We start from the raw sequence: 22,012 nt of genomic DNA on the forward strand, positions 1-22,012 counted from the left end.
ATCGGCTGGCATAGCCCCGTGCGGAGCGTTCCGCCTCCAAACGGGCGGATCGACCGTCTTCGCCCCGCTTAGGTGGAGGCGAACCATATAATAGCCTGAGGAGACAGGATCATGCCCGACCATCTGATGCAGCGTGTCGCAACAGCCGTGGTCGATGATCGGGAAAATGGCCTGTTCCGCTGTCGGCGGGACGTGTTCACCGACCCGGACCTGTTCGCTCTGGAAATGAAATATATCTTTGAAAATAACTGGGTCTATCTGGCCCATGAAAGCCAGGTCGAACAGAAGAACGATTATTTCGCGACCTGGATCGGCCACACCCCGGTAATCCTGACACGGGCCAAAGATGGCGGCCTGAACTGCGTCGTCAACGCCTGCGCCCATCGCGGGGCCAAGCTGTGCCGTCGCAAGCGTGGCAACCAGCCGTTGTTCGTCTGCCCCTTCCATGGGTGGAGCTTCAAGACAGACGGCACGTTGTTGCGGGCGAAGGATGCGAGCACGGGCGCCTATCCCGACAGTTTCGATCATGACGGGTCGCACGACCTGACCAAAGTGCGGGTGGAAAGCTATCGCGGTTTCATCTTCGGCTCGCTCAATCATGACGTGCTGGACCTTGCCGATCATCTGGGCGAGGCGAAGGTCATTATCGACCAGATGGTGGACCAGGCACCCGACGGGCTGGAGGTGCTGGCGGGCAATTCGACCTATACCTTCCACGGCAACTGGAAGATGCAGATGGAAAATGGATGCGACGGCTATCATGTCAGCTCCGTCCACGAAAATTACCAGTCCACCATGGGGCGACGCGCGGAGGGCGGCACCAAGGCCGTCGACGCGAACGGCTGGTCGAAAGCGCCCGCCAGCGGCGTCTATGGTTTCGACCATGGCCATATCCTGCTGTGGACGCAGTTGTTGAACCCGCAGGTGCGGCCGGTCTGGTCCCTCAAGGACCAGCTTGTCGAACGGCTGGGCGCAGACCGCGCGAAGTTCATTCTGGAACAGACCCGCAATCTGGCGCTCTATCCCAACGTGTTTTTGATGGACCAGTTTTCGACCCAGATTCGCGTCGTGCGGCCGATCGACGTCCACACGACCGAAGTCACCATCTATTGCTACGCCCCAAAGGGGGAAAGTGCGGACATCCGCGCGCATCGAATCCGCCAATATGAGGATTTCTTCAACGTCACGGGCATGGGCACGCCCGACGATCTGGAGGAATTTCGCAGTTGCCAGTCGGCCTATGAAGGCGCGGGCGATCTGTGGAACGACCTTAGCCGTGGCGCGACCCGCTGGATCGCGGGGCCGGATGCCAATGCGACCGCGATGGGCATGAACCCGCTGTTGTCGAGCGAACGCAGCGAGGATGAAGGCCTGTTCGTGCGCCAGCATGAATTTTGGGCGCAGATACTGCTTGACGGCATGGCCAAGGACGCCAGCGCCAACCCGGTGATGGAGACCGCCCTGTGAGCCTGGCCCTCGACACGCAGCGCGCGGCGCTTACCTACAACGACATATGCACCTTCCTCTATCGCGAAGCGCGGCTGCTGGACGACCGCGCGCTTGACGAATGGCTGACATGCTATGCGGACGATTGCGAATATTGGATGCCCGCCTGGACCGACGATGACGCACTGACGACCGATCCGCATCGGGAAATTTCGCTGATCTATTATGGCAATCGCCAAGGGCTGGAGGATCGCGTCTATCGCCTTAAAACCGAACGCTCGTCGGCCAGCACGCCCGAAGCGCGTACGTCGCATTTCATCGCCAATGTCGAAATAATGGACACACGGCCCGAAGCGATCGACCTGCGTTACAACTGGCATACGTTGAGTCACCGTTACCAGCAGACGCAGCAGTTTTTCGGCACCAGCTTCGTAACGCTCGACACGACGGGCGCGACGCCCGCCATCCTGAAGAAGAAGATCGTTCTGAAGGATGATTATATTCATCAGGTGATCGACATCTATCATGTCTGAGGGGCGGGCGATGGTTTTTCAAGGACGGTTTGCAGGCAAGGTGATGGTCGTGACCGGCGCGGCGCAGGGCATAGGTGCTGGCGTCGCCGCCCGCGCGGCGGCCGAGGGGGCGAGCGTCGTCCTGGTCGATCGGGCGGACTGCGTGCGCGATGTCGAGCACGCGATCGTGGCGGCAGGTGGCAAGGCGGTGTCGGTGCAGTGCGACCTCGAAACCTATGACGGCGCGGCGCAGGCCATGGCCGCCGCATGCGCCGCCTTCGGACGCATCGACATACTCATCAACAATGTCGGCGGGGCGATCCGCATGCGGCCCTATGCGCAGTTCGAACCGGCGCAGATCGACGCGGAAATCCGGCGTTCGCTCATGCCCACGCTTTATGGCTGTCACGCGGTATTGCCCACGATGCTGGATCAGGGCGCGGGCACGATCGTCAACCTGTCGTCCAACGCCACGCGCGGCATCCGGCGCGTGCCCTATTCGGCGGCGAAGGGCGGAATCAATGGCCTGACACAGGCTTTGGCGATGGAATATGCGCAGGCCGGTATCCGCGTCGTGGCGACGGCACCGGGCGGCACGCAGGCGCCGCCGCGCCGCATCCCCCGCAATGCGCAAGGCGATACTGCGGAGGAACAGGCCTGGATGGCGCAGGCGGTGGAGCAGGTCACGTCGTCGGCCTTCATGAAGCGCTACGGCACGCTGGACGAACAGATCGCCCCCATCCTCTTCCTGGCGTCGGACGAGGCCAGCTATGTGACGGGATCGGTCCTGCCGGTCGCGGGGGGTGACACCGGCTGAGGCGGACCGGCTCGCTTTTGGACGCCGGGCCGACGGATCAAAGCGCCCGCATCCAGAAGCGCATGCGATGCGGCTCTTCCTCGGGCCTGCCGACTTCTTTCCACCCCATCTCGATTTCGAAGCGGGGGGCGAGCCGATATCCGCGCGCCTGCCAGAAGCTGGACAGATCGCGTGCATCCTTGGGCTTCATCGGATGATCGTCAGGTCGCGCGACGGCGCAAAACAGGCTGTGCGTTGCGCCAGCGGCGCGCGCGGCGGCCTCCCGCTCCTCAAAAAAGCGGTGGCCGATGCCAAGCCCGCGAAATTGCGGCAGCAGTACGGATTCGCCGAAATAGAAATATGCGCCAGGGTCGATCCCTGCGGCGACGAACGGCGCTTTCACGCTGTCCGACTGGCTTGCCAGCCGAGACGCCGTAGCCATGCCCACAGGGATGTGCCCAACCCGCGCGACGATCAGGACGGCTTCGGGATCGTTCAGAAATTCCGCTATATAACCAGCCTCATAATCGATGCTGCCGTCATAGAGATAGGGCCAACTGCGAAAGACCGTCATGCGCAGCGTCGCCAGTGCGCGCAGCGACATGTCGTCGCGACCGATGCGTTCGACGATGACCTGCGCGGCCGGATCCTCAAGGCTGGACGCGGCAGTCGTCATGCGATCTGGGCCAGCCAGTCGGCCAGATTATAATGATTACTGACCCGGACGATCTTGCTGTCCACAATTTCGAAAAACGCCCCGACGCGCAGCCGATATGTTTGGCCGCGCGCGGGCGGCAGGTCGCCATCGGTTGCAAGATAGCTTCCCTCCAGCCAGAATTCGGCCGCGCCGCGCTGCCCATCGGGCGACGCCATGAAGACCGGATCGATCACCTGTTCGCGATAGCGCTGGTTCATATGGTCGAGAAACGCGGCAAAGGCGGCCTTCCCCCTCCGCACCGATCCCTGTGAGGGTTCATGCACAATATCGTCCGCCAACAGATCGAGCATCGCGCCGCTATCGCTGCGATTGAACGCATCATAATAATTTTGCAGCAGTTTCACGTCCCTGTCCCTCTCCGTCTTCGGCTTTAAATCGCGCTTGAAAAACCCCGGTGGCGGCAGGGCGGCTTTGGCTCCTGCCCTGCCGCCGCCCTCGGCTTATTCCTGCGTAAAGCTATAAGCGCAGATCTTGTTACCCGCCGGATCGCGCAGATAGGCGGCATAGGCGCCGGGCAAATTGCCACGCGGCCCCGCTGCGCCTTCACAGGTGCCCCCGGCGGAAAGACCGGCAGCATGGAACGCGTCCACATCCGCCATCGTGGACGCGGCAAAGCCTATGGTCACGCCATTGCTGGACGGCGCATCGCCATTGATGGGCTTGAGCACAAGAAGCGCCGGTTTATCCTTGCCATACAGGACGATATTGTCTCCGAATGGGCCCATGTTCCTGATGCCCAGCGGCGCCAGCGCGGCGTCGTAAAAGGCCGTCGATAGCGACAGATCCGTCGCCCCCAAAGTGGTGTGGGAAAAAACGCCATCGCCAGAAATAATCGCCATAATCCGGTTTCCTTACGATTTTGTTCCATGTCAGGACGGGGCCACGCTGCGGCTGCTACGCCCGGCGCGCCTTCACCAAATCGTCTAGCATTAAGCCAAAGATGCGTTAATATAGTTATATTGAAATATACAATGTCATATGAGGCATAATAGGCAGGGCTTATTTGCTATTTCAGTATGATCGGCAAACCTGCCGCCACGAACACTGCGCTGTCGATGATGGCCGCCACGGCCTGATTGATATCGCCAGCCACGTCGCGAAAGCGGCGGGCCAGCGCATTGTCGGGCACGATTCCCAGCCCCACCTCGTTCGTCACCAATATGATCGTGCCCGGAGCCTGTGCGATGGCGCGGGTCACGCCAGCGATCGCCGCGCCGACATCCTGTTCGCGCAGCACCAGATTGGATGCCCACAGGGTCAGGCAATCGACCAGCAGAACGGTATCGGGGCTGCCATGCGCCATGATAGCGTCGGCGAGCGCCAGCGGCGCATCGACCGTGCGCCAGCGCGGCCCGCGCACGGCGCGATGCCGGGCGATGCGGTCTTCCATCTCGCTATCGAAGGCCTGGGCGGTGGCGATATAGATCAGGTCGCCCGGCAAGGATTCTGCCTGTGCCTGCGCAAAGCGGCTCTTGCCCGAGCGCGCGCCGCCAAGGACCAGAAGCGACTTTTCGAATTTATGGATCATGGGTCTGCCGATGCGTGAGATTTTAGTTGTCCTATAGCGCGCGATTGGCGAACGGCAGCATATGATCGACGAACGCGCACCGATGAATCTGGCGGAATGGACGGTCCATGGCGGCAGGCTGTCGGATGCGCGCAAAGCGTTTGCGACCGCGCAGCTGCCGTGGATCGACCTGTCGACCGGGATCAATCCCGACCCATGGCCGGGCGCGGCGGATGTTGCGATCGACTGGCGGCACCTGCCAGAAGCGGCGGCGCTGGAGGGGCTGGAGGCAAGCGCGGGGCGCTGTTTCGGGGCAGAGGGCAAGCATATTCTGGCGCTGCCCGGCACGGAGATGGGCCTGCGCACCCTTGGCGCGCTGCCTTTGCCGCCGCCGTTCCGCCATGTCAGCCCCGGCTACAGCACGCATGGGCAGGCTCTGCCCGATAGCCGCGCCATCGGGTTCGATCAATTGGCCATAGAGGCGGAGCGCGGCGGCACCATCCTGCTCGCCAATCCGGCGAACCCCGATGGGCGTTTGATCGAACCCGCCGACCTGATCGCCATCGCCGCGACGCTGGCGCGATCGGGTGGGTGGCTGGTCGTCGATGAAGCCTTTATCGATGCGCATGCGGACGCCAGCCTCATCCCCCATATGTCGGGAACTGGGCAGGTCATCGTGCTACGATCCTTCGGTAAGTTTTTCGGTCTGGCGGGCGTGCGGCTGGGGTTCGCGGTGGCTGCCCCCGCCATCATCGCGCAGTGGCGCATTGCGCTGGGCAGTTGGCCGGTCTCCGCAGCGGCCATCGCCATCGGGGCTGCGGCCTATGGCGATGCCGACTGGATCGCGGCGACGCGTATCCGGCTGCGCTTGCGGGCTGATGCGCTGGACGCGGTGCTGCGTCGGCATGGGCTGGAACCGCGTGGCGCATCGCCGCTGTTCCGGCTGGTCGAGTGCGATGCCGCGCGCCTGTTCGAATGGCTGGCGCGGCGCGGCATCCTGACGCGCCCGTTCGATTATGCGCCGCGCTGGCTGCGGCTGGGCGTGCCGTGCGACGCCGAAGGTCTTGCCCGGCTCGATCGCGCACTTGACGATGGTTGAACCGACGGCCCTTGTGGCGCTGGCACTGGATGCCGCGATCGGCTGGCCCGCCGGTCTCTATCGCCGGATCGGGCATCCGGTCGGCCTGTTCGCGCGCGTGATCGACGCCTGCGAGCGGTGGGGCAACCGGCCATCCCATAGCACCGCGCGGCGACAGGTGCAGGGCGTCGCGACGATGACGCTGCTGATTGGGATGGCGGGCGGCGGGGGGTGGCTGCTGCAATGGGGGCTGATCTGGGCGCTTGGCCCGTTCGGCTGGATCGGCGTGGCGCTGCTGGCCTTTCCCGCGCTGGCGCAGCGCAGCCTGTACGATCATGTCGCCCCGGTGGCCGGTGCATTGGAACGCGGCGACCTGCCCGCCGCGCGCCAGGCGGTCGCGATGATCGTGGGGCGAGACGTCGATACGCTGGACGAAGCAGGCGTGAGCCGCGCCGCGATCGAAAGCCTGTCGGAAAGTTTCTGCGACGGAGTGGTGGCCCCGCTCTTCTGGCTGCTCGCGCTCGGCCTGCCGGGCATCTGGGCCTATAAGGCGATCAATACCGCCGACAGCCTGATCGGCCACAGGGAGGAACGATGGCGCGCCTTTGGATGGGCGGCGGCGCGGATCGACGATGGGGCAAACCTTGTTCCGGCGCGGTTGGGTGGCGCGCTCATCTGTCTGGCGGGCGGCGGCTGGGCGATCATGATGCGCGACGCCCGCCTGCATGCATCGCCCAATGCGGGCTGGACCGAAGCAGCGATGGCAGGCGCGTTGGGGGTGAAGCTGGCCGGGCCGGTCAGCTATGACGGCGACAAGCATGACAAGCCATGGATCGGCACGGGTCGTAGCGATACCAACGCCAGCGATATTCGCCGGGCGCTGGCACTCTATCGCCGGGCCTGCCTTTTGTTGTGGATGTTGGCTGGCGCGATGCTGTTGCTTTAGATCAGCAAGGCGGCGAGCAGGCCCGTTTCGATCAGTTCGATCCCTGCGCCATGACAGTCCCCCGATATGCCGCCGACATGGCGTTTGAGCCACAGAACCCAGAGCAAGATGAGCAGCGGCGCCGCCATCATCGCCGGATAGAAGAGCGCGCTGGCTGTCAGCAGCAGCCCCCAGATAATGACGTGTCGGGGCGCGACGCCCTGTCGGAATTGCGCGCCCAATCCGGCATGGAGCGGCGGCAACCACAGCGTCCAAAGCAGCGGTCCGATCCGCGCGGCGAAGGGTATCAGGATCAATCCCAACAGATGACCGGTCTCGGCCAGCCCGTGCAGCAACACCAGCTTGGCGATCAGTTGCAGCACGATCGCCACCACGCCGAAGCTGCCGACATGCGGATCGGCCATCACCGCCAGGAACCTTGCCTTATCCTTATGTCCCGCGCCCCGTGCATCGGCCAGGTCGGACAGGCCGTCGAGATGCAGCCCCCCGGTTACGCCGACCCAGACCAGCAGCGCGCAGAGCGCAGCGGTCCAGCTATCAATACGCAATCCCAGCATGGCAGCGCCAGCAACCAGCGCGCCGATGACCAGCCCGGCGGCGGGAAACCAGCGCATCGACCGGGCGAAGTCGTCGCCCTCTAACTGAACCCGTGGCATGGGCAGGCGTGTGAGGAATTGCAGGGCGATGATCAGCCCCTTCATGCGCGCAGGCCCACGATCTGCGCAGTCGGTCGAGCGCCCGGCGCGCGCCAGATGCGCAGGGACAGCAGGCTGGCATAGGGCAGGTCGAGCGCCCACGCCTGACGCGCATCCAGCCCGCACAGATGCGCCGCCGCCGCCCGCATAGCCCCGGCATGGGTGACGACAATCGTCGTGCGCGCCGCCAGCATGTCGATCGCTTGGGCCACGCGATGCGTAAGCCCCGACCAGCTTTCCCCGTCCGGGGGCGGATGACCGTCGGGATCATCCCAGAATCGCGCCAGTGCGGCGCTGTCGATCTCCGCCGCAAGCAGCCCGTCCCACCCGCCAAAATCCAGTTCGCGCCAGCGGGCGTCCGTGGTGAGGGGCAAGCCAGTCGCTTGGCCGATCGCCTCCCCCGCCCGCCGCGCGCGCCACAGGTCGGAGGATAGCAGCACCTCCATCTGCACGCCGCGCGCACGATCGACGCAGGCGGCGATCCCGGCCTTCGTAGGCAGCGCATCGCTATGGCCGATCAACCGCCCGGCCCCCTCCGGCTCGCCATGACGCAACAGGTGCAGGAGGAAGTCGCTCACAGGCTCTGGGCCACGCCTGCCTGCGCGAAGGTCGCCATGCCATTGTGCGCAGCCAGCGCCGCAAGGATGACACCCACCGCCACCGCCGCGCCGCTGCCTTCGCCCAGCCGCATATCCAGACGCAGCAGGGGTTCAAGGCCGAGCCGATCGAGCAGCCGGGCATGGCCGGGTTCGGCGGAACAATGGCCGGCCAGACAATGATCGGTGATGGCCGGAACCGCCGCTGCCAATGGCGCCAGCGCTGCACAAGTGATGAACCCGTCTAGCACGACCGCTATCCCCAACCGACGCGCCTCCAGCACGGCCCCGCCGATGGCGGCGATTTCTCGCCCGCCCAAGCGGCGCAGAGTTTCGAACGGGCTGTGGGGCGCATCGGCATGGCGGGCGATCGCGCGATCGACCACGCCGATCTTGCGCGCCACTCCGGCAGCGTCCACGCCCGTCCCCGGCCCGACCCATGACGCAACGGTACTGCCAAAGGCCCGCGCACACAGCGCGGCGGCGGCGGTGGAATTGCCGATGCCCATTTCGCCCACGACCAACAGATGGAGGTCCGGATCGACCGCAGCAGCCCCGGCGGACAGTGCTGCTAGGCACTCCGCCTCACTCATGGCTGGCGCCAGCGTAAAGTCCGCCGTGGGCCGATCCAGATCGAGCGCCACCACTTTGAGGTCCAGCCCCGCCATGCCAGCCAGCGCGTTGATCGCCGCGCCGCCCGCTGCAAAATTGGCGACCATTGTCGCGGTCACGCTGGCCGGAAAGGCGCTGACGCCGTGGACCACGCAACCATGATTGCCCGCGAAGATGGCAGCGCGTGCGCGTTCGATCACCGGATGCGGCGTGCCTTGCCATCCTGCCATGAACAGGGCGATCTCCTCCAGCCGTCCCAGCGACCCGGCAGGTTTGGTGAGTTGGTCCTGCCGCGCGCGGGCTGCGGCGATCGCGGCCCTGTCCGGCGCGGACAGGTTGGCGAGCGCACAATCAAATGCAGCTACAGTGGGGAAGCGGCTCATTCCGCGACGAAGCCAGCCGGGGGCGTGCGGGTGATGAAATGCCCCTTCACCCCCTGCGGCCATTGTTTGAACGGCACCCGGCCATGATCACTGGCGACATATTCTATCGCATAGTCGAGGATCGCGGTCGCCGCGTCCTTGTCCGCAGCGAACCGGCCCAGCACATAGCCGACCTTCCCCGGCGCGCGCAGATGTACGGTGCAAAACTCCGCGCAGGCGAACAGGCAGGGCATTTCCTGCACGGCGATTCCCGCATAGCGCGCATCGCTTTCCCGCACCGCCCGTAACGCCGCGACCAGACGCGCGCCGCCGCGTGCGCCGCTGCCATCCTCCTTGTCGGTCGCGCTGTGGCGACATGTGTTGCACGCCACGACGGCGGGGCCGTCATCGACTGGGGTCAGCATGGCAGTTCGTCCTTTGATGTGGGTATTGCGATCAAAACTCGATTCCCGCCTGCGCCTTCACGCCAGAACGGAAGGGATGCTTGACCATCGTCATGTCGGTGACGAGATCGGCGGTATCGATCAGGGCGTCTGGCGCATTGCGGCCGGTCACGATGACATGCTTCATCGGGTCGCGCGCGCGCAGCACCGCCAGCACCTCGTCCAGCGGCAGATAGTCGTAACGCAGCACGATGTTCAGCTCGTCGGCCAGCACCATATGATAGGCCGGATCGGCGATCATCCGCCGCACTTCGTCCCATGCTGTCCGCGCCGCCGCGATATCGCGGGCGCGATCCTGCGTGTCCCAGGTGAAGCCCTCACCCATCTGCCTGAACTCGACATTGTCGGGGAAGGCGTCGAACACGGCCTTTTCACCAGTGGTCATCGCGCCCTTGACGAACTGGACCACGCCGACCTTCATCCCATGGCCGATCGCTCGCACGACCATGCCCAGCGCGGCGCTGGTCTTGCCTTTCCCCTTACCGGTGTGGACGATCAGCAGCCCCTTTTCCTGCGTCTTGTTCGCCATGATCCTGGCCTGCGCCGCCTGTTTCTTGCGCATTTTTTCGGTGTGGCGCGCTTCGTGGGCGCTCTGACTGTCGTCAGCCTGCATCGCTTTGGTCCTTTCGCATGAGATAGACGTCCATGATCCAGCCGTGCCGCGCGCGCAGCGCTGCGCGTTCCGCAGCGATGCGGGGTGCGACATCGGCCAACGGACCATGGATCAAGGCTTCCTGCGCCATGCCCAGATAGGCACCCCACCAGATGCTGATGCGATCGGGCGGCAGCGTGTCGAAGGCGCAACCGCCGTCGAGCATGACGACGACCGTATCCGCGCCCGGCGGCCATCCATGCGCGCGCAGCATCCGGCCCGTGGTGATGACGACCGGTCCCCCCAGCCGGTTGAGCGGGATCGCATGGGCGGCGGTCAGCGCCTGTATGCTGGTGATGCCGGGAATGACGCGCACGGCGACATCCATCCCCGCCTGCGCCAGCCGATCGGCGATCCGCAGGCTGCTGTCATAGAGTGACGGGTCGCCCCAGATGAGCAGCGCCACGCTGCCCCCGTCCGGCAGATGCACGGCGATCTGCGCCCGCCATAGCTCAGCGATGGCGGCGTGCCAGTCCTGCACCGCGCCCAGATAATCGGTGTCCCCGGCATCCCGCACCGGCAGGTCGAACTCCACCACCCGCACGGGCACGGTCAGCACTTGGCCGCATAGCGCGCGGCGCAGGTCGATGAGGTCGGATTTGGCGTCGCCCTTGCGCGGCAGCAGGATGAGGTCGGCGTGGTTCATCGCCCTCGCCGCCTGCGCCGTCAGATGATCGACATTGCCCGTGCCGATGCCGATGAGCGCCAGGTCGATCATGACGCAGGCGCGATCATGTGAAAGAAGCTGCCCGTTATAGGCCCGCGATGGGAGCCGGTCTCTGCCACCGGCACACCATCCGCATCGGTGACATGGGCCAGCGGCGCGTCGGTCTGCGCCACGATGGTCGAATAGTGAAATTCATGGCCCCGCAGTCGCGTCCCGGCGTCCAGCGCTGCGATGGGCGCCAGCAACTGCGCATGGCGATAGCCCAGATGCATCCGCCGCTGCGCATGACTGGTGACGAGGCCTAGCAGACCCGCCATCGCATGATGCTGACCCGCCTTGTCGATCAGCGCATCGCCCAGCACCATATAGCCGCCACATTCGCCATGGACGGGGCGGGATTGCGCATGGTGGCGCAGACCGTCGAGAAACGTCTGCGCACTGGCGATCCTGCCAGCGTGGAGTTCGGGATAGCCCCCCGGCAACCAGACCAGATCCGCGTCGGCGGCGGGCGCTTCGTCGGCCAGTGGGGAGAAGGGCAATATCTGCGCCCCGGCCCGCGCCCATCCCTCCAGCAGATGCGGGTAGAGGAATGAAAAGGCCGCGTCGCGCGCGATGGCGATCCGCTGGGCGGGTGGCGGCGGCAGTTTGCCTGCGTGATGATCCGCCACCTCGCCACGCGCCGCCGCGCGACGGATCGCAGGCAGATCGGCATGATCGCGCAGGAACGTCGCATAATCGGCAATCGCGCGATCCAGATCGGGATGCTCCATCGCCTGCACCAGCCCCAGATGCCGTTCGGGCAGGACCATGTCGCCCCGCCGGGGCAGCGCGCCCAGCACCGGGATGCCGACGCTCTCCAGCCCCCGCCGCACCAGCCGTTCGTGACGCGGGCTGGCGACACGGTTCAGGATGACGCCGGCGAAAGGCACGTCCGGGTCGAGTTGTCGGAAACCCAGCGCAGTGGCGGCGGCCGACTGCGCCTGCCCCGACACGTCGATCACCAATATGACTGGCCAGCCCATGCGGCGTGCAATGTCGGCGCTCGCGCCATTGCCGGTCGCCCCCCGGCTGGCCACGCCATCATACAGGCCCATCGACCCTTCGGCGATCACCATGTCCGCGCCTGCGCCCTCCCGCACGATGGCGTCGATCAGGCCGCCGTCCATCGCCCAGCTGTCGAGGTTGAACGAGGCGCGCCCGCTGGCAGCGCGGTGAAAGGCCGGGTCGATATAGTCCGGCCCGCTTTTGAACGGCTGCACCGCAACGCCATCCTGCGTCAGCGCACGCAGCAGCCCCAGCATCACCGTGGTCTTGCCCGTGCCGGACGCAGGCGCAGCGATCATCAGGCCCGGCGTGGTCATGCGCCCGGCTCCGCAAAGCGCGAGGTGGCATCGCTGGGGCGGAACCGGCGATCATAACCCGGCGCATAAAGGCTGCTCTCGCTGAAATCCGGCGCGCCCAGCACCCGGCCTACCAATATGAGCGCGGTGCGTTCCATGCTCCCCGCCACTCCATCCTCGATCGTCGCGAGAGTGCCACGGACGATGCGCTGGTCGGGCCAGCTGGCGCGCCACACCACCGCGACAGGGCAATCCGCGCCATAGTCAGGCATCAGATCGGCCACCACCTGCGCCAGATTGTGGATCGACAGATGAATGGCCAGCGTCGCCTGCGTGCGGGCGAAATGGGTCAGGCTTTCGGCGGGCGGCATGGTGCTGGCGCGCCCCGGCGTGCGGGTCAGCACGACAGATTGGGTCAGCACGGGTAGCGTCAGTTCGGCCTCCAGCGCAGCGGCGGCAGCGGCGAAGGCCGGGACGCCCGGCGTGATGGTGAAGGGGATGTCCATCGCGCGCAGGCGGCGCAGTTGCTCGCCCATCGCCGACCAGACCGACAGATCGCCCGAATGGAGCCGCGCGACGTCCTGCCCCGCTGCATGAGCAGTGGCGATTGCCGCCATGATCGCGTCCAGATCCATGGGCGCGGTATTGACGATCCGCGCGCCCGGTGGGCAATGCGCCAGCACTTCGGACGGGATCAGCGACCCGGCGTAGAGGCACACCGGACTGGCCGCGATCAGGTCGCGTCCGCGCAGGGTGAGCAGGTCTGGCGCGCCGGGTCCGGCACCGATGAAATGGACGGTCATTGGGGATATCCTTGGGCGATGGCGCAGGTCGCCATACGATCGGGTGAAATCTGGCGTGACAAGAGCAGGCGCGGTGGTGGGCGACCAGACAGCGTGGCAGCGGCTAGCGCGCAGGCTTCCGCCACACTGCCGACGCCCCGCGCCTTCAGGCTGGCGGGCGAGCATGTGTGCGTCGGGGCGGCGACCATCGCGGCAGGCGCGATGGCTGACAGCGGCAATCCCAATGCGTCGGCCAGCGGCCTCAGCGCCGCGATCTTATCCTGCGGCGTGGCCAGATGCGTGATGCGCGGCTGTCCGCGTTGCGCCAGATCGAACAGCCTGCGCAACGCATCCAGATCCGCGCCGCCACGAAAGCCAAAGCCCGCCACGATCATAGCGTGACGCTCCATTGCACGACCGGAAAGCGCGACCGCCATCCGCGCCGGTCGCCCAGCGGCGCGCAATCGGCCAGTTCGATGCGCAGCAGGCTACCGCCGCGCACGCCCTGCCAGTGCGCCAGCAAGGCTTCGGATTCGAGCGTGACGGCATTGGCGACCAGCCGCGTGCCTGCTGGCAAACGCGCCCAAAGACGCTGCAACAAGGCTTCGGACAGCCCACCCCCGACGAACACGACATCGGGCGAAGGGCCATCGGGCAAGGCATCAGGCGCTGCGCCAGTGCGTATGTCGAGCCTGTCCACGCCCAGTGCGACGGCATTGGTCCGTGCGCGGGCCGCGCGGCCCGGATCGGCCTCGATCGCGCAGGCCCGGTTGGCCGGATGCGCCAGCAGCCATTCGATGCCGATCGACCCTGATCCCGCCCCAATGTCCCACAAATATTCGCCCGGACGCGGCGCGAGTGCGGACAGGGTCAGCGCGCGGATCGGGCGCTTGGTGATCTGCCCATCATGATCGAACAGCTCGTCGGGCAACCCGCTGGTCGATGGCAGGGCATAGCCGTCGCCCGCCACGTCGATGCCGACCGCGACGGGGTGCTGGACATCGGCAAGATCGAAACCGTCCGCCGACAGGGTGCGCCGCCGTTCGCGCGGCCCGCCCAGCGCCTCCAGCACATGCAGGGCCGACGCCCCGAAACCATGGGCGGTGAGATAGCGGGCCAGTGCGCCGACCGTCTGCCCGTCCCGCATCAGCACCACTATGCGGCGACCCCGCGCCAGATGCGGGCGCAGCCGCCCCACTGGCGCGGCGTGCAAGCCAAGGCAGGCGATATCCTGAAGCGGCCAGCCCAGTCGCGCCGCCGCGAGCGTGAAGGTGGACGGCGCGGGATGCGCCACCCACTCGCCCGGCGCCAGCAACCGCGTAACGCTCGTCCCCGCACCGAACCAGAAGGGGTCGCCCGACGCCAGCATCACCACGCGCCGTCCGCGTTGCGCCAAAAGCTGCGCGATCCCGTCCGCGAACGGCACTGGCCATTCGATCGCAGGGCCATTAAGCGGGCCAAGCAGGGACAGGTGGCGGGCCGACCCCATGACCAGTTGCGCCCGCGCCAGTGCCGCGCGACTGTCGGCGGACAGGCCATCCGGCCCGTCTTCGCCGATCCCGACGATCGTCAACCAGGGCCATGAACCAGTGTCAGCCATGCACAACATCCTGCTGCTGGGCGGCACATCGCAAGCGAGCGCGCTGGCCCGCTTGCTGGCGGATCAGGGTATCGCGGCGACGCTCAGCTATGCCGGGCGCACGGACAAGCCGATGAGCCAGCCCATTGCCGTGCGCGTCGGTGGCTTTGGAGGCGTGGCCGGGCTGGTCGATTATCTGCTTGGCCATCGCGTCACCCATCTGATCGACGCCACCCACCCCTTTGCCGCGACGATGAGCGCCCATGCGGTCGAGGCCGCGCGCCTGACGGGCGTCGCGCATGTCACCCTGACGCGCCCGGCGTGGCGCGCTGAAGAAGGCGATCGCTGGACCCATGTGCCCGACATCGCAGGCGCGGTCGCAGCGCTGGCCGGTCCGCCGCGCCGCGTCATGCTGGCGCTGGGGCGGATGCATGTGGATGCCTTTGCCGCCCAGCCGCAGCATCACTATCTGCTGCGTTTCGTCGACGCGCCTTCTGAACCGCCCCGGCTCCCCCACCACAGCCTGATCGTCGATCGCGGGCCGTTTGCGCTCGAAGGCGACCGTGAATTGATGCAGGCCCACGCCATAGACCTTGTGGTCACCAAAAATGCAGGCGGCACGGGCGCGCAGGCCAAGATCATCGCCGCCCGCCAACTCAACCTGCCGGTGCTGATGATCGACCGCCCCGCCCTGCCCGCGCGCACCGAACTCCACGCGCCCGACGACGTGATGCACTGGCTCGATCATGCCGCCCCCTCCGTCGCCGATCGCGGCGTGTAGAGGATCGGCCCCGCCGTCCGCGCGATCATGCGCGTGCGGCTGGACCCCAATATCACCATGGTCCGCATGTCGGCCATGTCGGGCGTCGCCTCGCCCAGCGTAACGATCTGCAACTGCTCCTGCGGCGTCGATACAGCACGCGCGAACAGGATCGGGCGATCGTCCCCGCACAGCGCGCGCAACAGGTCCAGCGCGTGCGCGAACCCCTGCGGCCGTGCCTTCGACCGGGGATTATAGAAGGCCATGGCGAAATCCGCCTCCACCGCCAGCCGCAGCCGCTTTTCGATCAGCGCCCAGGGTTTGAGATTATCCGACAGGTTGATGGCGCAAAAATCATGGCCCAGCGGCGCACCCGCCCGCGCGCTTGCCGCCAGCATCGCCGTGATCCCCGGCAACACCCGGATGTCGAGATCACGCCAGCCAAGTGGCCCCGCTTCCAGCGCCTCAAACACCGCCGCCGCCATGGCGAACACGCCCGGATCGCCCGACGAGGCCACGACCACTCTCCGCCCCTGCGCCGCCATGTCCAGCGCATGAACTGCCCGATCCAGCTCCACCCGATTGTCACTCGCGTGCAACGTCAGCCCGGCGCGCGGCGCAATACGCGCGACATAGGGGATATAGCCCACGACATCACTCGCCTCCGCCAGTGCGGCGGTGACTTCCGGCGTGACAAGCCGCTCGTCCCCCGGCCCCAATCCGGCGATCGCCAGCCATCCGCTCATGGCCGCCTCCCCTGACCATGAATCAGCAGGATCGAGAAATAGGGCGTCACGCTCTCCGCATCGGCCAGCCGGGTCACGCGCTGTCCCGGCATGGCGGCATGTTCGACCAGCCAGGCGGCATCCTCCCGCCCGGCGGCCGCCACTGCGCGGCGCAGCTTGGGCAGGTTGCGCCCGATCTTCATCACCACCAGCGCATCGGTATCACGGATGCGCCGCGTCAGTTCCTCTTCCGGCAACGTGGCCATGGCGATGGTCAGGACGTCGTCCCCCCATGTGATCGGCACGCCCGTCGCGTTCCATGCGCCCGCCATGCCGGTGATCCCCGGCACAACCGCCACCGGCACGACGCCCGACAGGCGGCTGTGCAGATGCATGAAGGAGCCGTAGAAAAAGGGATCGCCTTCGCACAGGACGACGACATCTTCGCCCGCCTGCGCCAGCGCAGAAAGGCGCGCGGTACAGTCGGCGTAGAAGGCGGACAGGCAGGCGTTATAGCCCGGATCGGACAGCGGAATTTCGGTCGTGACCGGATATTCCATCGCAATCTCTATGGCATCGGGGCGCAGCATCCCGTCGGCAATGCGCCGCGCCTGTCCGGGCCGTCCGGCCTTACGGAAATAGGCGACATGGCGCGCCCCGCGCACCAGCCGGTCGGCGCGCACGCTGAGCAGATCAGGCGCACCGGGGCCAAGACCGACGCCATGGACGGTTCCGGGAAGCAAAGCATCGGTCATTCCGCGCGGCTCGCCAGCGCGTTGATCGCCGCGACCGTGATCGCGCTGCCACCCAGCCGCCCCTCAACGATGCAGCAGGGGACGGGCTGCACAGCCCACAGCGCATCCTTGGACTCGCGCGCGCCGACAAAGCCCACCGGACAACCGATGATCGCCGCCGGGCGCGGGCAATCAGGGTCTTCCAGCATGTTGAGCAGGTGAAACAGGGCCGTGGGCGCATTGCCGATCGCCACCACCGCACCGGACAGATGCGGCCGCCATAGTTCCAGCGCAGCGGCGGACCGAGTGTTGTCCATCGCCCGCGCCATGTCCGGCACCTGCGGATCGTTCAGCGTGCAGATGATCGGGTTCGCAGCGGGCAGGCGCACCCGCGTAATCCCCACCGACACCATCCGCGCGTCGCACAGCAAAGGTGCGCCAGCGCCAAGCGCGGCGCGGGCGACGGCCACGAAACCGGGCGAGAAACGGATATCGGCCGCCAACTCCACCAGCCCCGCCGCATGGATCATTCGCACCGCCACTGGCTCTTCGTCGGCGGTGAAGCGCGCAAGATCGGCTTCGGCCCGGATCGTCGCGAAGGACTGGCGATAGATGGCCGCGCCATTACGTTCATAGATATGAGGCATCAGGCGGCTCCAAAATGGGCGAGAACCCCGGCGCGGTCGAGCGCGGGACGAACAGGCGGCGCACCGGCGCGCGCATCGAGGGCGAGGTCGTACAGGCCATCGCGGCCCGTCAGGGTGACGGCGGCGGGTTGGGACCGGGCGCACCCTTTGGCGCATCCCGACACATGCAGGCCGCCGGTGACGTGCGGCGCGATCCGCCGCGCCAGATCGCGCGTCTCGACCGTGGCCTGCGGACAGGCTGGCATAGCGGGACAGGCATCGACACGCAGCAGCGGATCATTCAGGTCCGTCAGCAGGCTATCGTCTTCAAGATGGACCGGCACTTCCATCAGCAACATGCGCCATGGTGTTATGCGGATTCCTGCGCCTTCCGGCAGCATCGCCGCGAGCCTAGCCAGCAATGCCGCTTCGATGCGACCGAACGCCAAACCATAGCGCCGCTCAGCCCCCCACTTGGCAAGCAAATGCCCGTCCGGGGCCGTTTGAAGCGAACCTATCGCCCAATCAGGCAGCGGCGCGTCATGCCTCGCCATGCGTCCCACAACCACGCCACCACTATCCACAAACCATCGGGCCAGCGCGATCAGCGCGTCCACTTCCTCGCCGCGCCCGATCGCCACGCCGCACGATCGGCCATCAGCACGCAGCATCAGCCCGCCCGCCTCGCTCCGCTCGATCCGAAAATCGCCGGGCTGGTCGCGCAACATCGGTGCCGCACCAGCGTCGATGACGAAGCCGATCTTGCCGGGCAATGTGGCGGATAGTTCGCCCAGCCGGGCCTCCAACGTACCGGCGATGCGGCAATTATCGTCATCCTGCTGCCAGACCGGCGAGACCATGATGTTGCGCGCCCGTTCGCGCGCCGCATCCTCATCCACCAGATCAAGCGCCAGCAACCGCGCCAGCAACAGCGACCAGCCGCCTTCCGTCACGCCACGCAGTTGCAGATTGGCGCGGCGCGTCATGTCGATCTGGCCATTGCCATACAGGATCGCAGCGTCCGCCAGCCCCAACGCCTGATCGCGCGTCAGGCGACCGAGCCGGGGCTTGACTCGCACCAGCAGCCCGTCGCCCGCCATCATCGGACGCCAGGCATCGGGGCACCAGCCTTTGACGACGCCATCGCTCATGCCGCGTCCCCCAGACTGGCGAGGATCGAATTGCGACGCGTGGTCCACAATCCGGCAGCATGCAGCGCGGCAAAGCGCGCCTCCATCGCCGCCAGCGCTTGCGGATTGGCCTCTGCCAGAAACGCGCGCACGTCCCCCCGCCCCAGCGTCGCGTCATGATAAAGGTCGAACAGGTGGGGCGGCACCGTGCCGGACAGATGGGCAAAAGCACCCAGATGATCCAGCGTCGCGGCCAGTTCCGCCGCGCCGCGAAAGCCGTGCCGCATCATGCCCGCGACCCAACCGGGATGCGCGGCGCGGGCGCGCACGACGCGGGCGATCTCCTCCGTCAGCGTGCGCGCCACGGCACGCGCGGGATCGCGATTGTCGAGATGATAGAGCGCCGCCACGCCTCCGACCCGCGCCTTGGCGGCGGCAAAGCCTGCTTCATGCGCGGCATAATCGGCGGCCAGCAGCAGGTCGGTTTCCGGCAAATCCTGCAAGTGGACAAAAGCGTCCGCCCCCGCGATCCGCAAACGAAGCCCCGCCGGATCATGCACTGCATCAGGCGCATCGAGCGCATGATCGGACGCTGCCAGCCATGCCTCGCCCGCCGCAACGCGCGCTTCATGGGTATAAACCTCCCCCGCGTCGCCCATGCCAAGGCCATAGGCGCCGGGCTGCGGACCATAGACGCGCGGCGCAACGTCCTGCCCCGCGAAGGGATTCCAGTCGGTCGGCTCGTCCCGTCCGCACAACGCGCGCACCGCCTGCCCGAACAGGATCGGCAGCGTCGGAAAGGCATCGCGGAACAGGCCGGACACGCGCAAAGTCACGTCGATGCGCGGACGATCCAGCATCGCCAGCGGCAGGATTTCGACCCCCGTCACTCGCTCCGACGTCATGTCCCATAGCGGCTTGGCACCCAGCAGGTGCAGCGCCATGGCGAACTCCTCCCCCGCCGTGCGCATCGTCGCCGATCCCCACAGATCGACCACCAATCCACGCGGATAATCGCCCTGCTCCTGCAAGTGCCGCCGCACCAGTTCCTCCGCCAGCCGAACGCCCTGCGCATAGGCGGCGCGGGAAGGGACGGCGCGGGGATCGATGGCGTAAAGATTGCGACCGGTGGGCAGCACATCGGCGCGCCCGCGATAGGGGGAACCGGACGGTCCGGGGGCTACGCGTCGTCCATCGAGCGCCGCCAGCAGGCCCGCCCGCTCGCCCGCGCCATGGTCGCCCCGGCCAAAGACATGCAGGCCGTCGCCAAACTGGCTTTCCTTGATATCGCACACGAAGCGATCAATCCGGGTAATCGCTTCGGCCAGCGAAAGCGCGCTATCCAAACCCAGTTCGGCCTCAAGCCCCAGCGCCCGCGCTTCGTCACGGATCGCGCTCTGGAGCCGGTCGCGGCGTGCCGGGTCCAGCCCGTCGGCGTTGGAAAATTCATCCAGCAACGCTTCCAGCCCATGCAATCCGGCACCGCTGGCCGTTTGCGACAGCGGTGGCGGAACATGGCCGATGGTGACGGCGGCGATGCGCCGCTTCGCCTGCGCGGCTTCGCCCGGATCGTTGACGATGAAGGGATAGATGACCGGCGTGTCGCCGATCAGCGCTTCGGGCCAGCAATCGTCCGACAGCGCGACCGACTTGCCCGGCAACCATTCCAGCGTCCCATGCGCGCCAATATGAACGATCGCGTCCATCCCCTTTGCCCGCAGCCACAGATAGAAGGCGACATAGGCATGGCGCGGGCAGCGCGACAGATCGTGATAGTCCGCGTCCCGATCCACCGCCCTGCCGCGCTCGGGCTGAAGCGCGACGAGAATATGGCCCATCGCAATGGCCGCAAAGCGAAACGCGCCATCGCGTACCGCCGGATCATCCTGCGGCGCCCCCCACGTCTGCGCCAGATCGGTGCGCAGCTTTTCCGGCAGGGTGGCCAGCGCCGCGCGATAATCCTCCAGCGGCCAGTCCAGCCAAGCCTGTCCCACTGACGTTACAGGTATCTGAATACCATCACACCTATATCCAGCGTCAGCCAGATCGCCCAATATCGCCTCAGCCGAAGCCATCGCGTCCAGCCCGACGGCATGGGCCATCTGCCAGGCTTTGCCCGGATAAGTGGACAGCAGCAACGCCACTTTCCGGGCGCTGGCAGGCTTGCGGGCAAGCCCCACCCACGCCGCCACCCGAGTGGCAATGGCGTCGATCCGATTGCAAAAGCCGTGGTGCTCATTCAGGGAAAATTGGAGCGCGGCATCCCTCTCCCGCGCCTGCTTGAAGCTGGCGACACCAGCGAAAATCCGCCCGTCCACCTCCGGCAGCACCACATGCATGGCTAGGTCGGCGGGCGACAGACCACGCGACGCTGCCTGCCAATCCTCCCGCCGCGATGTCCCGAGCGCGATCTGAAACACCGGCACCCCTGCCCCATCGAGCGGGGTGTTGCCCCCCTCCCCCCGCGCAGAAAAGGCCGTCGCGTTGATGATGGCGGCCGGGCCAAGGTCGTCGATCCACCGCGCCACCTGATCCCGAGCTTCGGGCGCCTTGAGCGATGGCACGAAGATCGACAGCGCATCGAAGCCTTGGCGGACAAGCGCCTCATGCAGCTTCACGAAGGGATCGAGATCATGCGCGGTCAGGTAGGATCGGTAGAAGACGATCATAACGAGCGGACGGTCGGGGTTTCGTGCGATAGCTGCGGGATCGACTACCCCTGCGTCAGGCTGCCAGCCGCCCATCATCGGCAGCGGCACATCGTCCGATCCAAAACTATTGTCCAAGCCCGTCGCGCTGGCCAGCATCCCAAGCGCAGCCCGTGCCGCCGACACCCCACCCCTGTCGCAATGGCCTGCCAGTTCGCGCAGGAGCGATGCGGGCAAGGTGGATGCCGCGTCCAATCGCTGATCCGCCCGCCCGTCAGCGGGCAGCACCGCCAATGCAATACCGTTGGATCGCGCCAATGCCTCGACCTGTTGCAGGCCGTAACTCCAATAGGATGTGCCACCGATCAGGCGGATCAATATCCCCTTCGCTTGACGCAGGGTGCGTTCGACATAGGTATCGACAGACAGCGGATGGGTGAGCGCGGCCAGATTGGCGAGCCGCAGGGACGGCACGGCCACGCCCCTATCCCCCGCCTGACGCCAGGCAGCGGCGAACGCGCCCAGATCGCTATCCGAAAAAGACAGCACCACAAGGTCTGCGGCACTCTGCCCCATATCCTGCGGCACGGCGCTTTCCTCCAGCCCGTGCGTTTCACGAAAGATGATATGCATGGTG

General features: G+C 66.4%; 25 protein-coding genes. 6 read left to right on the forward strand and 19 right to left on the reverse strand.

What is annotated here, in order from left to right; all coding sequences use genetic code 11:
• The first annotated feature begins 111 nt into the window (after positions 1 to 111).
• The 3 genes from WA070_RS01010 to benD are packed head-to-tail and all read left to right on the forward strand — an operon-like array spanning position 112 to position 2,775.
• Positions 112 to 1,467, forward strand: a complete 1,356-nt coding sequence (locus WA070_RS01010; protein WP_422632364.1) for a Rieske 2Fe-2S domain-containing protein — start codon at positions 112 to 114, stop codon at positions 1,465 to 1,467.
• Positions 1,464 to 1,979 carry a benzoate 1,2-dioxygenase small subunit gene (gene benB / locus WA070_RS01015; protein ID WP_422632365.1) on the forward strand — a complete coding sequence of 172 codons (516 nt, stop codon included), beginning with the start codon at positions 1,464 to 1,466 and terminating at the stop codon, positions 1,977 to 1,979. The genes WA070_RS01010 and benB overlap by 4 nt, the downstream gene beginning before the upstream one ends.
• A 10-nt stretch (positions 1,980 to 1,989) precedes the next feature.
• A complete protein-coding gene (gene benD / locus WA070_RS01020; protein ID WP_422632366.1) occupies positions 1,990 to 2,775 on the forward strand; it encodes a benzoate diol dehydrogenase BenD in 786 nt (261 codons plus the stop codon).
• Between the two features lie 37 nt (positions 2,776 to 2,812).
• On the opposite strand, the gene WA070_RS01025 is transcribed toward benD, so the two are convergent.
• From WA070_RS01025 to cobU, 4 genes are all read right to left on the reverse strand, one after another.
• Positions 2,813 to 3,430, reverse strand: a complete 618-nt coding sequence (locus WA070_RS01025) for a GNAT family N-acetyltransferase (RefSeq protein ID WP_422632367.1) — start codon at positions 3,428 to 3,430, stop codon at positions 2,813 to 2,815.
• A complete protein-coding gene (locus tag WA070_RS01030; protein WP_422632368.1) occupies positions 3,427 to 3,816 on the reverse strand; it encodes a ketosteroid isomerase-related protein in 390 nt (129 codons plus the stop codon). Before WA070_RS01030 ends, WA070_RS01025 begins: the two co-directional genes overlap by 4 nt.
• 96 nt (positions 3,817 to 3,912) lie before the next feature.
• Entirely contained in the window at positions 3,913 to 4,311 is a 399-nt protein-coding gene (locus tag WA070_RS01035) for a VOC family protein (protein ID WP_422632369.1), read from the reverse strand.
• Positions 4,312 to 4,478: 167 nt separating this feature from the next.
• On the reverse strand, positions 4,479 to 5,000 hold the full coding sequence (cobU, locus tag WA070_RS01040; RefSeq protein WP_422632370.1) for a bifunctional adenosylcobinamide kinase/adenosylcobinamide-phosphate guanylyltransferase: 522 nt from the start codon (positions 4,998 to 5,000) through the stop codon (positions 4,479 to 4,481).
• 61 nt (positions 5,001 to 5,061) lie between these two features.
• Between cobU and WA070_RS01045 the strand changes: the two genes are divergently transcribed.
• Both WA070_RS01045 and cbiB read left to right on the forward strand, forming a co-directional pair.
• Positions 5,062 to 6,078 (forward strand): threonine-phosphate decarboxylase, encoded by a 1,017-nt coding sequence (locus WA070_RS01045; RefSeq protein ID WP_422632371.1) that lies wholly within the window; start codon positions 5,062 to 5,064, stop codon positions 6,076 to 6,078.
• Entirely contained in the window at positions 6,071 to 7,003 is a 933-nt protein-coding gene (cbiB, locus tag WA070_RS01050) for an adenosylcobinamide-phosphate synthase CbiB (protein WP_422632372.1), read from the forward strand. The genes WA070_RS01045 and cbiB overlap by 8 nt, the downstream gene beginning before the upstream one ends.
• On the opposite strand, the gene cobS is transcribed toward cbiB, so the two are convergent.
• The 10 genes from cobS to cbiE are packed head-to-tail and all read right to left on the reverse strand — an operon-like array spanning position 7,000 to position 14,773.
• Positions 7,000 to 7,704, reverse strand: a complete 705-nt coding sequence (gene cobS, locus WA070_RS01055) for an adenosylcobinamide-GDP ribazoletransferase (RefSeq protein ID WP_422632373.1) — start codon at positions 7,702 to 7,704, stop codon at positions 7,000 to 7,002. The two genes, cbiB and cobS, sit on opposite strands and share 4 nt — an antisense overlap.
• Entirely contained in the window at positions 7,701 to 8,276 is a 576-nt protein-coding gene (locus tag WA070_RS01060; RefSeq protein ID WP_422632374.1) for a histidine phosphatase family protein, read from the reverse strand. The genes cobS and WA070_RS01060 overlap by 4 nt, the downstream gene beginning before the upstream one ends.
• Positions 8,273 to 9,289 (reverse strand): nicotinate-nucleotide--dimethylbenzimidazole phosphoribosyltransferase, encoded by a 1,017-nt coding sequence (cobT, locus tag WA070_RS01065; protein WP_422632375.1) that lies wholly within the window; start codon positions 9,287 to 9,289, stop codon positions 8,273 to 8,275. Before cobT ends, WA070_RS01060 begins: the two co-directional genes overlap by 4 nt.
• Positions 9,286 to 9,693, reverse strand: coding sequence for a DUF1636 domain-containing protein (locus WA070_RS01070; protein WP_422632376.1), 408 nt, complete (start codon positions 9,691 to 9,693; stop codon positions 9,286 to 9,288). The genes cobT and WA070_RS01070 overlap by 4 nt, the downstream gene beginning before the upstream one ends.
• 31 nt (positions 9,694 to 9,724) lie before the next feature.
• Positions 9,725 to 10,345, reverse strand: coding sequence for a cob(I)yrinic acid a,c-diamide adenosyltransferase (gene cobO / locus WA070_RS01075; RefSeq protein WP_422632377.1), 621 nt, complete (start codon positions 10,343 to 10,345; stop codon positions 9,725 to 9,727).
• Positions 10,335 to 11,102: a precorrin-6A synthase (deacetylating) gene (gene cobF / locus WA070_RS01080; protein WP_422632378.1), complete on the reverse strand. Its 768-nt coding sequence runs from the start codon at positions 11,100 to 11,102 to the stop codon at positions 10,335 to 10,337. The genes cobO and cobF overlap by 11 nt, the downstream gene beginning before the upstream one ends.
• Entirely contained in the window at positions 11,099 to 12,412 is a 1,314-nt protein-coding gene (locus tag WA070_RS01085) for a cobyrinate a,c-diamide synthase (protein WP_422632379.1), read from the reverse strand. Before WA070_RS01085 ends, cobF begins: the two co-directional genes overlap by 4 nt.
• Positions 12,409 to 13,194 carry a precorrin-4 C(11)-methyltransferase gene (cobM, locus tag WA070_RS01090; RefSeq protein ID WP_422632380.1) on the reverse strand — a complete coding sequence of 262 codons (786 nt, stop codon included), beginning with the start codon at positions 13,192 to 13,194 and terminating at the stop codon, positions 12,409 to 12,411. Before cobM ends, WA070_RS01085 begins: the two co-directional genes overlap by 4 nt.
• Positions 13,191 to 13,568, reverse strand: a complete 378-nt coding sequence (locus tag WA070_RS01095; RefSeq protein ID WP_422632381.1) for a cobalamin biosynthesis protein — start codon at positions 13,566 to 13,568, stop codon at positions 13,191 to 13,193. Before WA070_RS01095 ends, cobM begins: the two co-directional genes overlap by 4 nt.
• On the reverse strand, positions 13,565 to 14,773 hold the full coding sequence (gene cbiE / locus WA070_RS01100; RefSeq protein WP_422632382.1) for a precorrin-6y C5,15-methyltransferase (decarboxylating) subunit CbiE: 1,209 nt from the start codon (positions 14,771 to 14,773) through the stop codon (positions 13,565 to 13,567). Before cbiE ends, WA070_RS01095 begins: the two co-directional genes overlap by 4 nt.
• Between cbiE and WA070_RS01105 the strand changes: the two genes are divergently transcribed.
• Positions 14,772 to 15,533: a cobalt-precorrin-6A reductase gene (locus WA070_RS01105; protein WP_422632383.1), complete on the forward strand. Its 762-nt coding sequence runs from the start codon at positions 14,772 to 14,774 to the stop codon at positions 15,531 to 15,533. The genes cbiE and WA070_RS01105 overlap by 2 nt on opposite strands.
• Here the strand turns inward: WA070_RS01105 and cobJ are convergent.
• The 5 genes from cobJ to cobN are packed head-to-tail and all read right to left on the reverse strand — an operon-like array spanning position 15,497 to position 22,008.
• A complete protein-coding gene (gene cobJ / locus WA070_RS01110) occupies positions 15,497 to 16,258 on the reverse strand; it encodes a precorrin-3B C(17)-methyltransferase (RefSeq protein ID WP_422632384.1) in 762 nt (253 codons plus the stop codon). The two genes, WA070_RS01105 and cobJ, sit on opposite strands and share 37 nt — an antisense overlap.
• Positions 16,255 to 16,992, reverse strand: a complete 738-nt coding sequence (cobI, locus tag WA070_RS01115) for a precorrin-2 C(20)-methyltransferase (RefSeq protein WP_422632385.1) — start codon at positions 16,990 to 16,992, stop codon at positions 16,255 to 16,257. The genes cobJ and cobI overlap by 4 nt, the downstream gene beginning before the upstream one ends.
• Entirely contained in the window at positions 16,989 to 17,618 is a 630-nt protein-coding gene (locus WA070_RS01120; RefSeq protein ID WP_422632386.1) for a precorrin-8X methylmutase, read from the reverse strand. Before WA070_RS01120 ends, cobI begins: the two co-directional genes overlap by 4 nt.
• Positions 17,618 to 18,748: a cobalamin biosynthesis protein CobG gene (locus WA070_RS01125; RefSeq protein ID WP_422632387.1), complete on the reverse strand. Its 1,131-nt coding sequence runs from the start codon at positions 18,746 to 18,748 to the stop codon at positions 17,618 to 17,620. The genes WA070_RS01120 and WA070_RS01125 overlap by 1 nt, the downstream gene beginning before the upstream one ends.
• Positions 18,745 to 22,008 carry a cobaltochelatase subunit CobN gene (gene cobN, locus WA070_RS01130; protein ID WP_422632388.1) on the reverse strand — a complete coding sequence of 1,088 codons (3,264 nt, stop codon included), beginning with the start codon at positions 22,006 to 22,008 and terminating at the stop codon, positions 18,745 to 18,747. The genes WA070_RS01125 and cobN overlap by 4 nt, the downstream gene beginning before the upstream one ends.
• Positions 22,009 to 22,012: the final 4 nt, after the last annotated feature.

It is taken from the genome of Sphingobium sp., assembly GCF_049304695.1.
Classification (GTDB): Bacteria; Pseudomonadota; Alphaproteobacteria; order Sphingomonadales; family Sphingomonadaceae; genus Sphingobium.